Annotated in this window: 8 protein-coding genes; 4 read left to right on the top strand and 4 right to left on the bottom strand. The window is 71.9% G+C overall.

The window, feature by feature from the left end:
• Positions 1 to 50: 50 nt before the first annotated feature.
• From NOO62_RS11745 to NOO62_RS11730, 4 genes are all read left to right on the top strand, one after another.
• Positions 51 to 1112: an ABC transporter substrate-binding protein gene (locus tag NOO62_RS11745; protein ID WP_268770829.1), complete on the top strand. Its 1062-nt coding sequence runs from the start codon at positions 51 to 53 to the stop codon at positions 1110 to 1112.
• On the top strand, positions 1109 to 2134 hold the full coding sequence (locus tag NOO62_RS11740) for a FecCD family ABC transporter permease (protein WP_321170567.1): 1026 nt from the start codon (positions 1109 to 1111) through the stop codon (positions 2132 to 2134). The genes NOO62_RS11745 and NOO62_RS11740 overlap by 4 nt, the downstream gene beginning before the upstream one ends.
• Positions 2131 to 2943, top strand: coding sequence for an ABC transporter ATP-binding protein (locus tag NOO62_RS11735; protein ID WP_268770828.1), 813 nt, complete (start codon positions 2131 to 2133; stop codon positions 2941 to 2943). Before NOO62_RS11740 ends, NOO62_RS11735 begins: the two co-directional genes overlap by 4 nt.
• A gap of 76 nt (positions 2944 to 3019) precedes the next feature.
• Positions 3020 to 3787, top strand: coding sequence for a metallophosphoesterase (locus NOO62_RS11730; protein ID WP_268770827.1), 768 nt, complete (start codon positions 3020 to 3022; stop codon positions 3785 to 3787).
• Positions 3788 to 3803: 16 nt separating this feature from the next.
• Here the strand turns inward: NOO62_RS11730 and NOO62_RS11725 are convergent, their stop codons facing one another.
• The 4 genes from NOO62_RS11725 to NOO62_RS11710 all read right to left on the bottom strand — a co-directional run bounded on the left by NOO62_RS11725 (position 3804) and on the right by NOO62_RS11710 (position 12664).
• Positions 3804 to 4880: a hypothetical protein gene (locus NOO62_RS11725; protein ID WP_268770826.1), complete on the bottom strand. Its 1077-nt coding sequence runs from the start codon at positions 4878 to 4880 to the stop codon at positions 3804 to 3806.
• Complete coding sequence (locus tag NOO62_RS11720; RefSeq protein ID WP_268770825.1) at positions 4877 to 6160, bottom strand: CHAT domain-containing protein; 1284 nt, start codon at positions 6158 to 6160, stop codon at positions 4877 to 4879. Before NOO62_RS11720 ends, NOO62_RS11725 begins: the two co-directional genes overlap by 4 nt.
• A gap of 4 nt (positions 6161 to 6164) precedes the next feature.
• Entirely contained in the window at positions 6165 to 12002 is a 5838-nt protein-coding gene (fxsT, locus tag NOO62_RS11715) for an FxSxx-COOH system tetratricopeptide repeat protein (protein WP_268770824.1), read from the bottom strand.
• A gap of 158 nt (positions 12003 to 12160) precedes the next feature.
• Complete coding sequence (locus tag NOO62_RS11710) at positions 12161 to 12664, bottom strand: hypothetical protein (protein WP_268770823.1); 504 nt, start codon at positions 12662 to 12664, stop codon at positions 12161 to 12163.
• Positions 12665 to 12731 lie beyond the last annotated feature (67 nt).

The raw sequence follows: 12731 nt of genomic DNA, 5'->3' as shown, positions 1-12731 counted from the left end.
TCCGACGCAGGCCAGGCTCCGCGTATGAGCCGTGACACTCAAGGGATCACGTGTCCTCGACAGCCCGTATATCCGCCCTCCTCTGCGCCTGCCTGTTCGCGCTCACCGCGTGCGGCGGCTCCACGGAGAAGACCGGGGAGTCCACCGACAAGGCTGACAAGGCGGACAAGGCGGACAAGAGCGCCGAAGGCTTCCCGGTCACGGTCACCTCCTGCGGCAAGGACGCGAAGGTCCCGGCACCGCCGCAGCGCGCCGTCTCCCTCGACCAGGGCTCCACGGAGATCCTCCTCTCCCTCGGCCTCGCCGACCGCATGGTGGGCACCGGTACCTGGACCGACCCGGTACCGAAGAACCTGGAGAAGGAGAACGCGAAGGTCGAGCGGCTCGCCGACCGCTACCCGTCGCTGGAGAAGGTCCTCTCCAAGGAGCCGGACTTCGTCAGCGCGTCCTTCCTCTACACGGTCGGCAAGGGAGGCGTCGCCGACCGCGCGAAGTTCGACGAGCTCAACGTCCCGGTCTATGTCTCGCCCAGCGACTGCGCGGGCAAGGACAACGACGGCGGCGGCGACGGCAAGCGCGTCAAGACCCTCACCATGGACACCGTCTACGGCGAGGTGCGCGACCTGGCGAAGGTCTTCCACGTCGAGAAGCGCGGCGAACGGCTGGTCGCCGACCTCAAGAGCCGCGTCACGAAGGCGACCGAGGACATCGACGCCTCCGACGCCACGCTCCTGTACTGGTTCGCCAACTCCGACGCCCCGTACCTGGCGGGCTGCTGCGGCGCCCCCGGCATCATCACCCGCGAACTCGGCGCGAAGAACGTCTTCGACGACACCCACGAGGAATGGCCCCAGATCAACTGGGAGACCGTCGCCGACCGCGACCCCGACGTCCTCGTCATCGGTGACCTCACCCGCAAGTCGCAGTCCGCGGAGAGCGCCGCGGCGAAGATCAAGTTCCTGGAGACCAACCCGGCGACCAAGAACCTGACGGCCGTGAAGAAGAAGCGGTACGTCCTGCTCAGCGGCCAGGCCATGAACCCCACGATCCGCACGGTCGACGGCATCGAGCAAGTAGCGGCGGGTCTGCGGAAGTTCGGGCTGGTCAAGTGACGGAGGTCGCCCGCGTGCGGCAGGCGCTGCTGTGGCTCGCCGGGGTCGCCGCGCTCGTCCTCTCCGTCTCCGTGGCCGTCACCATCGGCCCCGCGGACATCTCCGTGCCCGACGTGTGGTCGACCGTCGCGGCCCACCTCGGCTGGGGCGACAGCCCGCTCACCCCGATCAGGGACGGCATCGTCTGGAACCTGCGGATGCCGCGCACCGTGCTCGCCGCCGTCTGCGGCGCGGGCCTCGCGGTCTGCGGGGCGGTCATGCAGTCCCTGCTCCGCAACCCGCTCGCCGACCCCTTCGTGCTCGGGGTGTCGTCCGGGGCGTCCACGGGAGCGGTCGCGGTCGTCGTCCTCGGCGTCGGCGGGGGAGTGGTGTCCGTCTCCGCGGGCGCCTTCGCGGGCGCGCTCTGCTCCTTCGCACTCGTCCTGCTCCTCAGCCACACCCTCGGCGACACCACGGACCGTGTCGTGCTGTCGGGCGTCGCGGCCATGCAGCTCTTCTCCGCGCTCACGTCGTTCGTCGTCCTCACGGCGGGCGACGCGGAGACGACACGCGGCGTGCTGTTCTGGCTCCTCGGCTCGCTCAGCGGAGTCGGCTGGACCGACGTGTGGCTGTGCGGCGCGGTGCTCGTGGCCGCGCTGGTCGTCTGCCTCGGCCACGCCCGTACGCTCGACGCCTTCGCGTTCGGCCCGGAGGCCGCGGCGGCGCTCGGCGTCCGGGTGGCCCGCACCCGGCTCGTCCTGCTCTGCACGACGGCGCTGCTCACGGCGGCCCTGGTCAGCTCGGCGGGCGCCATCGGCTTCGTCGGCCTTGTCCTGCCGCACGCGGCCCGCGCGGTCGTCGGCTCCGGGCACGCCAGGCTCCTCCCGGTCACGGCGCTCGCGGGAGCGGTCTTCCTGGTCTGGGTGGACACGCTGGCCCGCACGGCGCTCGACCCGCAGGAGGTCCCGGTCGGCGTGGTGACGTCACTCATCGGCGTACCGGCGTTCGTGGCGGTGCTGTACAGGACGAGGAGGACGACGTGACCTCTCCGAGCACCGTCGACACGGGCCTGCGAGCGGACCGGGTCAGCAGGGAGGCGGGCGGCCGTCTCATCGTCGACGGCGTCAGCCTCGCCCCACCCACCGGCGCCACCGTCGGGCTCCTCGGCCCCAACGGATCGGGCAAGTCCACGCTCCTGCGCCTGCTCGCGGGCGTCCTGGCCCCGGCGTCCGGGGTGGTCACCCTGGACGGCCGCACCCTGTCGGACACGGGACGCCGAGCGGTGGCCCGGCGGATCGCCGTGGTGGAGCAGCACGCGGCGACGCAGGTCGAACTGACCGTACGGGACGTCGTACGCCTCGGCCGCATCCCGCACCGCCGCGCCTGGTCGACGCCCACGCCCCACGACGAGCGGGCCGTACGCGAGGCCCTCGCCCGCACCGGACTCACCGAACGCGCCGCCCAGGCCTGGCACACGCTCTCCGGCGGCGAACGCCAGCGCGTCCAGATCGCCCGCGCCCTGGCCCAGGAGCCCCGCGAACTCCTCCTCGACGAGCCGACCAACCACCTGGACATCCAGCACCAGCTGGACCTGCTGTCCCTGGTCGCCGAACTCCCCGTCACCAGCGTGATCGCGCTGCACGACCTCAACCTGGCGTCGATGTTCTGCGACCAGCTGCTGATCCTCAAGGAGGGCACGGCGTACGCGTCGGGCACACCGGCGGAGGTCATCACGGAGAAGCTGATCGCGGAGGTGTACGGGGTGAGGGCGGTGGTGACGCCGGAGGAGAACGCGGGCCTGGGCGGCGTCCCGGAGGGCGGCCGCCCCTCGGTGCGCTTCCTGCGGCCGTAAATGGTTCCGCGAAGTCAGCGCGACAACGGAGACTGACCGCGTACGAGGCACCGACAGACAGAAGAGGGCTCCTGCCATGATCGTGATCGCGCACCTGAGCGACACCCACATCGACACCGGCCCGGCGGACGGCGGACGCAGCGTCGACCGCACCCGGGCGGTCATGGAGTACCTGAACAGCCTCCCGTACGAACTGGACGCCGTCATAGCCACCGGCGACATCGCCGACCACGCGACCCCGTCCGAGTACGAGGCGGCCCGCAAGCTCCTCTCCACCCGGCACCCGCTCCTGACCTGCCCCGGCAACCACGACGCGCGCCCGGCGTACCGCGAACACCTGCTGGGCGAGCCCCCGAGCACGGCCCCGATCAACACGGCCCACGCCACGGACACCTTCACCCTGGCACTCTGCGACACATCGGTGCCGAACGAGGACCACGGACGCCTGGACGACGAAACCCTGAACTGGCTGTCCGCGCTCCTCGCCGACACCCCACCCACCCGACCCGTCCTGATCGGCTTCCACCACCCGCCGGTCCCGCTCAACACGCCCTACGTGGACGGCATCCGCCAGTTCGACGAGGACCGCCTGGCCGACCTGACGTCACGCCACCCGAACGTCACGGCGTTCCTGGCGGGCCACGCGCACACTCCCGCGGCGACAACGTTCGCGAACCGCCCCCTCCTGGTGGCCCCCGGAGTGGTCTCCACCCTCCGCCTCCCCTGGGAACCCCAGTCCCACCCGACCCACCACGTCCACAGCGACCTGCCCCCGGCCGTCGCGTTCCACGTCCTGGACGACACGGGCCGCCTGACGACGCACTACCGCCCCGTCATCCTCTGAGGGACGGGTTGCCGGGTCACCGCGAGAGGGCGGACAGGCTGAGCAGCAGGTGCGCGGACTCGGCATGGTGGAAGTCGGAGTGCGCGCCGGTCAGGGAGAGCCGCCGCGCCCGCCCGCCGCGGTAGCGCCACCCCGCGTCGACGTTGACGATGCGATGGTCGAGTACGTCCAGTGCGTACGGCTCGTCGACCGTCAGCAAAGGGGTGGAGTGCTGCGGCACAGGCGCGCTGCCCACACCGGAGTGACCGATACCGGGGGCCGCCTCCGCCCGCAGGTGCCAGAACCCGGTGGCGCGGTCCCACCGGGAGTGGGTCAGGGTGAGCGGCCCGCGCAGGGGAGCGGCGGGCCGCCCGGCGCGCGGGAACAGCGCGGGGAACATCTCGTCGAAGCTGTCGCGCGGCGCCGCCATCTGGAAGACGAGGGCACTGTCCACCGTGAAGGGCCGCAGCGGATCCACCGCGGTGCTCCAGCTGAGCACCCGCGGCCCGCGGGGCGGGTCGGCGGCCCACTGCACCGCCTCGCAGAGGAACCGCCCGCCGAAGGAGTGCCCGACCAGATGCAGGTACTGGCCGTGGCGGTTGGCCAGCACGGCGGGGTCACGGGGGTCGGCCCGCTTCTTGTCCAGATAGCCGAGAAGATGCCCGATGACGTGCGCGGCGTGCCCGGTTCCCGGCGCGCTCATCGCGTGGGCGCGGTCGCGGATGCGGCGGTAACCGGCCAGGGACGGCAGGCTGGAGGAAGGCCAGCAGACGACGACGCACCAGGGCCGGTAGCCGCCGGACAGACCGGCGTACGCCTCGGGCCGGGCCGCGGCCAGCTCCCTGGCCTGCCGCAGCAGCCGGCCCGCGCTGCGGACGGCGCTGTCGGGCTCGGTCTGCCAGCCGTGCACGTAGACGTAGATGTCGGTCGCCCGGTCGGGGACGCGGAGCACGCGACCGAGGTGTTCGGAGAGCCGGTCGGGACGGACGGGGGCGTCGGAACCGGGTGCGCAGAGCCGTCCCTGTTCGTCGAGCCGGACGACGGTCGTGGAGACGGGTGCGCTGTCGCGGACCTTCCCGGACGACGTGCGCCGCTTCAACGGCTTCGCCGTCACAGGGAGATCTCCAGCCTGCTGTCGATGCCGCAGTACAGCGAGTAGGCCAGCGCCAGCGGATTGTGGAAGCGGTCGGTGTACTCGCGGGCGAGCGCCATCGCGATCTCACCGGCCGTACTGTCGCCGCCGAGATAGTGGTCCAGGAAGGCGAAGGCGTACTCGGAGGCGAAGAGTTGAGGTATCTCGATCTGCGGCCCGAGGACCCCGTCCGCCCCCAGGTTCACCAGCACCCCGCCGAGGTGCTTGAGCCCCGGCCCCGGCGCGGTCTGACCGGTGTGGCAGGCGTTGAGCAGGACGAAGGGGTGGAAGACCGCGTCGGCGGAGCCCCGGTGCCGACGGCGTTTGCGCATGACCAGGTCGGCGTCAATGGGCCGGTCGTCGGAGAGCCGGACCGCGAGGTGCGGGTGGGGCGACCCGTTGTCGACGAAGGCGCCGTGGCACCAGAAGTACATGACGTCGTCGTTGAGCAGAGGAGCGGCGAGATCTTCGAGAAGGGTCTCGGACTCGGTGCGTATGACCAGGTGGGACCGCTCCTCCAGCAGCTTGCGGACGTCGGCGGCCCGGCCGACGTTGTCGAGCGTGGAGTCCGTGTTGAGACTCGTCGCGGGAAGCTGCCGACCGAGGGCGGCTGCCGGGGCGGCGGCCGGATAGGCCGACGCGCCCGTCTGCTCGATCTGATGCCGGTAGCCGAGGAAGCCGTGCCGCGGATCGGCGCCGGCGGGCAGCTCCACGGCGAGCATCGGCCAGGGCAGGTGCAGGTCCGAGTCGAAGGTGATGCGCAGCCCTTCCTCACCGGCGAGCACGCCGAGCAGGAAGGCCCGGAAGGTGGACATCTGCTCGTCCGTGCCCGAGAGCAACGCTTCGAGGAGATGCTGTCCTTCGTCGGCGAGATCGTCCGTCAGCTGCTGCGAGGGTTTGGCGTGGGCGGACAGGTCGACCGTGTCGCTGAACGGATGGCCGCCCAGCGGCATCCCGTCGGCGTCGCACGGCTGGTGGTGCACCAGCCGGTCGCGCCAGACCGTGCGCAGCCGCGCCGCCTTCTGCAGGATGTCGTCGGCGGTGACGGTGAGATAGGCGTGCGCTGTTCCGTTCTTCGGGGTGCGCTGCCCGGGGATGATGGCGGATATGTGCAGCAGCGCGCCGTGCTGACGGAGCATCACGACCAGGTCGAGCGGTTCCTTCGTACGGGCCGGGCTCTCCGGACGACGCTGACGCGGCGGAAGCGCAGTGAAGTCGAGCGAGGGATTCTGGATCACGTCCGCCACGAGCTCTTTGGACACCTGCTCAGTTCCTCCTGGGTCCGGGGGCCTCACCGACAAGAGAAGGGGTGCCGGCCACGACGTCGATGCTGGTCTCCAAGTCCTGGAGGACGACGCCGACATCGCGGTCGTACACGGTGAACCGCAGGCGGTGCGCGCCCGGTTCCGGCGCCGTGAACTCGAAGACGGCGGGCTCTACTCCGGTGACGTACTCGGCGAGGGGCGGCTCGACGGTGGCGGCGGAGCGGGTCGCGGCGACGAGGAGGAGTGGGGGGAGCTGCGGGGCCTCGGACGCGGGAGACGTGTCGTGCTGCCCGGACCGCTCGATGCGGACCTCGACGCGTACGGTCTCTCCCGCCCGCACCTCGTCGTCGAGGAGCCGCAGCCGCAGCGCCCAAGTGGGCAGCAGCGCGGTCATCCGCCGACGGAGGTCGTGGGCCCGGGGGTGGTCGGGGCCGAGCAGCCGCTCCACGTCGTCGAGCAGATCATCCCCGGCGGCGGAGGCGCCCTGTACGTCACCCGCGGCGGCCCGCGCGAAGACCGCGCCGGTGCGGCTGTCGAGGGTGGCTGGGTGCCCCTCGCCGAGGATCTGCTCCCGGCCGGAGGCGACCGCTTCGAACAGCGCGATGGCGCGTTCGTGGTCGCCCGCGTCGCTGTACGCCTGTGCGAGGGCGTCGATGGCGGTGGGATGAGTACGGTCCTGCAGCCGGTTCCAGTACGTCACCACGGTCGGCAAGGCGTCCTGGCCTTGCCGGTGGGCGGCCGCGACGCCGGCCGACGTGTCCGGATGGCCCGGGCCCGGGTTGCGGGAGCGGTCGGCGATGACGGCTTCGAAGAGGTTGATCGCACGATGGCTGTCGCCGGCCCGCAGCCAGGCGTAGGCCAGGCGTTCGCGGCAGGCGAGGGTCTTCGCGTGGTCGGCTCCGAACACCCGGACGTGATCGGCGAGGAGTGCCTCGCTCAGGGCGATCACGTGCTCGGCGGAGCGGACGGGGAGGGAGGCGAGGGCCAGGGCGCCGCGGCTGTACAGGGTGTCACTGTGATCCGGCCCCAGCACGCGGGACCGGTCGGCGACGAGCTCCCGGTAGAGCTGAACGGCGCGGGTGTGTTCGCCCGCGTAGCGGCAGGCGTACGCCAGGTCGTCCCGGCCGGCCAGGGTTGTGGGGTGGTCGGGGCCCTGGACGCGGATGCGGTCGGCGACCAGCGCCTCCACCTCCCGCAGTGCGGTCGTGGGGTGACCGGCCGCTTGCCACGCGAAGACAAGGCCGTTGCGACAGGACAGGGTGTCGATGTGCTCCGGTCCCTGCACGCGCCTCAGGTCTGAGAGCGCCGCCTCGAACAGGGAGATGGCGCGCGGGTAATCCCCAGCCCCTTTGACTGCCCAGGCGAGCCACCGCCTGGTGTTGAGGGTGTCCGGATGATCGGCGCCGAGCACCCTTGCCCGATCCGCGGCCAACGCCTCGTACAGTGCGACCGCGGAGCCGTGAGCACCGGAATAGCCGTGGACGTCGGCGAGGTTCTCGCGCCTGCCGAAGGTGAGGGGATGGTCCGGGCCGTGCACCCGGACGCTGTCGGCGACGAGCTCTCCGTAGAGCTGTACGGCGCGGGCGTGTTCGCCCGCGCCGTGGCAGGCGTAGGCGAGGCCGGCCCGACTGGCGAGGGTCGCGGGGTGGTCGGCGCCCTGGATGCGGGTGCGGTCGGCGACCAGCGCTTCCGCGTCCCGCAGTGCCGCCGTGTGCTGTTCCGCCAGTTGGCGTGCGAAGCCGAGAGCACGGCGGCAGGCCAGGGTATCGAGGTGCTCCGGGCCGCAGATGCGTACGTAGTCCGCCAAGAGCTGCTCGTACAGGGCGATCGCACGTCGATGGCCCCCGGCCGCCCGGACAGCACCGGCGAAGTCATCGCGGGCGGCGAGCACCTGCGGGTGCTCCGGACCTTGCACCCGGACGCGGTCGGCGACGAGCTGTTCGTAGAGGGACATGGCGCGTTGGTGGTCCCCGGCACGCAGGCAGCTGTGAGCGGCGTAGGACCGGCCGGCCAGCGTTGCCCTGTGGTGAGGGCCCTGAATCCGGGTGCGGTCGGCGACGAGCGCGTCGAACTCCTCCTGGGCTTCGCGGAACCGCCGTTCGGCCAGTCGGGCGCCTGCCAGAAGCTCCCGATTGAGCAGCGTGCTCCAGTGTTCCGGGCCCTGCACGCGTTGCTGGTCGTGCCGTAGTTGTTCGTAGAGCTGCACGCCACGGGTGTACTGCCTGGCCGCGCAGACCGCACGCCCCAATTCACGGCGCCGCGCGAAGCTGGCGGGGTGTTCCGGGCCGCGCAGCCGCACCGTGTCGACGACGAGTTCTTCGCAGAGGCGGATGTCACGTGCGTGCTCGCCCGCGTCGCGGCAGGCGTAGGCCAGGTTGACCCGGCTGATCAGGGTGGCGGGGTGGTCGGCGCCTTGGATGCGGGTGCGGTCGGCGACGACTTCTTCCATGTCCCGGACCGCGGCCGCGTATTCGCCCGCCCGTTGCCGTGTGAAGCCGAGCTCGTTGCGACAGGCCAAGGTGGAGAGGTGGGTCGGCCCGCAGACACGTACGTAGTCGTCGAGCAGTTGCTGGTAGAGGGCGGTGGCGTGCCGGTACTCCCCGGCGCTCCGGACGGCGTCGGCCAGACTCCTGCGGGTGGCGAGTACGTCCGGGTGGTCCGGGCCCAGCACCGCGGCGCGCTCCGCGGCAACCTCTCTGAGCAGGGCCGCGGCCCGGCGGTAGTCGCCCTCGACATTCCAGGCGAGAGCGAGGAAGTACCGGGTCGCGAGGACCTCCGGGTGGCGCGGGCCGTGGATGCGGGCGCGGTCCAGGACGAGTTGCTCGTACATCTCGATCGCCCGTCGGTACGACCCCGCGTGGCGGCACGTCAGGGCCAGCCAGGACCGGATGTTCAGCACGTCGAGGTGGTCGGGGCCGTACAGCCGGATGTGGTCGGCGAGCAGGTCCTCGAAGTCGCGCACAGCCTCTGCCGGACCACCGGCGTGGTTGCGGGCGGACGCGACGCTGATGCGGGCGCCGAGGGTGTCGGGATGATCCGGCCCCTGGATGCGGGTGCGGTCCTCGACGAGGGCGGCGAACTCCGCGACCGCGACGGTGTACTGCTGTGCCAGACGCCGGATGACCGCCAGTTGCTCCCGGCTGTCGAGGGTGGCGGGGTGCTCGGGGCCCAGCTGCTCGATGGAGTCCGCGACGACGGGCTCGCACCAGGCGAGCGCCCGCGCGTGATCACCGGCGGCACGGTAGGCGTACGCCACGTTGTCGCGGGCCTTGAGCGTGGCCGGGTGCCGACGGCCCCGGGTCCGGGTGTGCCGCGACACCAAGGCCGTGAAGAGCCGGACCGCGCGGGCGTGCTCGCCGGCCGCGGAACAGGCGAAGGCGAGGTTCTCCCGGCAGTCCAGGGTCGCCGGATGGGACGGACCCTGGACGCGGACCCGGTCCGCCAGCGCGGACTCGTAGAGGCTGATGGCGCGCCGGTGGTCACCCATGGCCCGGCAAGCCCCCGCCAGGCCCTCGCGGGCGTCGAGCGTCGCGGGGTGGTCGGCGCCCTGGACGCGCGAGCGGTCCGTGACGAGGTCACTCAGCTCCCGTACGGCGGCAGCCGGGTCCCCGGCGCTCTGGTGTGCGTACGCGAGATCGGCCCGGCTGTCGAAGGTGTCGGGGTGATCACCCCCCTGGATCCGGGTGCGGTCCGCCACGATGGCCGCGAAGCCGTCCACGGCCGCGCGGCGGTCCCGGGCCACCCGCTGGGCGTGCGCCAGCCAGCCCCGGCTGGTGAGCGTGTCCGGATGATCGGCTCCGAGGACTCGCGTGCGGTCCGCGATCGCCGCCTCGTACAACGCTATGGCGCGTGCGTAGTCGCCCGCGGTACGACGGGCGTAGGCGAGGCTGTTGCGGCTGGTGAGCGTCGACGGATCATCGGCCCCGAAGAGCCGCGTCCGGTCGGTGACGACGGCCTCGTACTCCTGGACAGCGGCTTGGTGGGCACCGGCCATCTGGCGCGCGTAGGCGAGACCGTCGCGGCTGTCGAGCGTGTCGCGGTGCTCCGGTCCGAGGGCACGGGCCCGGTCCGCCGCGACGGCCTCGAACTCCCGGACCGCCGTCTGATGCTCGCCCGCCTTCCGCAGCGCGTGCGCGTACGTGTGACGACTGGCCAGCGTGGTCGGATGGTCGGGCCCGAACACCCGCCCGCGATCGGCGATCAGCGCGCGGCACAACTCCACGGCCCGGTGCGGGTCACCGTCCCTGCTCTGCGCGTCGGCGAGGGCGTCGCGGCTGTCGAGGGTGGCCGGATGGTCGTTCCCGTGGAGCAGGACGTGCCCGTCGACGACGGCTTCCAGCAGGGGGACGGCGAGCACTTTCTGGTCGCGCGCGACGAGTTCTTCCGCCGCCCGCGCGTACAGCCGCACGGAGGCTTCCTCCGGCCGTACGCCGACGGGGCGGGTGGCGGCCAACGCCTGGATGTGGGGCAGCAGTTCCTGCCAGCGGGCCTGCACCTCGCGCTCGGCGCGCGGTCCGTCCGGCAGGGCCCGGACCATGACGGCCTCGGCCCAGGCGCGGCCCGCGCGGCCTGCTGTCCGCGGAGAGGAACCGTCCGCCAGGGCGGGCGTACGCAGCACGGTCTGTACGAGCCTGTGCACCGTGACGGTCTGCCCGGTGAGCGTGATCATGTTGTAGTCGGCGAGCAGACGCAGGGCGGCGTCGATGCGGGGGGAGCCACCGGGCGGCGCCACTCCCAGGTCACCCAGCGCATCACTAAGCGCATCGCCGAGCACATCGCTGAGCGCGGAGAGCGCGTCGCGCGGCACCGCCTCGGGCGCGTACCAGGCCAGGGTGTGCAGCAGGGTGACCGCCGACGGATCGGTCCGGTCGACGGCGCGCAGGGTGGTCCGCCAGATGCGGGCGATCGTACGAGTGGCGTCGCCGGTCGCCGCGGTGGCGTCGAGCACCGTAGCGGGAGATTCCCGCAGCAGGGCGCGGTAGGCGGCGAACGACGTACCGGTCTGCCGCAGATAGGCGCCGGCCTGCGCCAAGGCCAGGGGTAAGTGCCCTAACTCACCCGCGAGTTCGGCGGCCTGCCGCCGCTCCTCCTGCGTCGGATCGACCGGTACCTGACCGTGCGCCCGGTGGGCCAGCGCGAGGCCGCACAGCAGGTTCACCGACGACTCGGAGGCCAGGACGTCGAGGGGCAGCGGCTGCGCGCTGGTGTGCCAGCCGTCGGCGCGGCGACTGGTGACGAGCTGGTGCCCGTGCCCGTGCAGCCGGCCGAGGTAGGGGTTGAGATCGGCGGGCGCCTCGGCGTTGTCGAAGATCAGGAGCCAGCCGCTGTGCGCCTGCAGCCACAGCAGCGCCCACTCCGTCTGCTGCTTGGGCAGGGCGGTGAGCGCCCAGCCCGGATGCAGGAAGACGGCGAGGTCGGCGAGGGCGGCATCGACCTGTTCGCGGCTGTCGGCGCCGATCCACCAGATGACGTTGTAGCCGTGCCGATGCGTCAGCGCGTAACGCAGCGCGAGAGCGGTCTTCCCGACGCCGCCGAGACCGTGCAGGGTCTGCGGCTGGGTGATGACGCCTTCACCCATGCCGAGGGACCGCCGGATGCTCACCAGGTCGTCGGACCGGCCGACGAACACGTCGGTCGTGCTCTGCGGCAGATTGTCCATCCCCGCCGGGGGAGCGATGGAGAGGGCGGCGGCCACGGCGTGGGGCGGAACGCCTGTGCGCTCCTCGGTGTGCGGGTTGCCGCTGACGTCGGCGGGCGCGTGCGCACGGCGCAGTTCCAGGGCATCCGGTTCGGACTGCTCGGTGGCTTCCGAACGGTGCAGCCGCTCCGCCGCGATCACCTCGGCCTCCCACCCGCCTTCACGTGGGAGGCGGATCCTGGGAGCCCCCCAACTTCCCTGGTAGGCATCGTAGTTCAGGTCGAGAGGCACTGTCATGCGGACGGCTCGGCGACTGCGCCGTCGTAGTGCCGTCACATGCGCCGTGACGGCCACCGGAGTCAGTGGAACTCCGCCCTCCAGGTGCCGTCGGCGGTGGCGGGCGGGGTGAGGTCCATCTCGCCGTCGACACCGTCGTAGGCGCCGGTGCCGCCGGTGACGAGACCCGTGACGAGGGCGTGGTCATCCGTGGGGTCGCCTGACACCGCACGAGACGCCTGAAAGCCGATCTTCCCCTTGCCCTCGATCTCGATGATCCCGGAGCAGTACGCGGTGACCGCACGCCCCCCGGCCATTTCCTTGGCGCAGGTCTCAAAAGCCCCACCGACGGTCGCACCGGCACGGTCCTTGACGGTGAACCGAGAGGCGATGACGGCGCGCGCGTCGTCGTCGGCGTCAGAGGAAGGGATCTGGGCGTCGTGTGGTTCCTGCGTGAGAAAGAGAGTAGGAATCGGCTCTCTCTCGTCCCCCTGCCCTTGCGCAACCCCGGCGGGCCCCAGGGCGACGTAGGTGCACGTGGCGGCGACAAGAGCGAGCCCGCCGCCCGCCGCCCAGACTCGAACCAAGGACTCCTCCAAAGCTTTCGCACAGACGCACAGACGCACAGACGCGCTGATCCGCTGATGCAGGGGG

The organism is Streptomyces sp. Je 1-369 (genome assembly GCF_026810505.1).
Lineage (GTDB): Bacteria > Actinomycetota > Actinomycetes > Streptomycetales > Streptomycetaceae > Streptomyces.
This window is presented reverse-complemented; position numbering and strand designations above follow the sequence as displayed.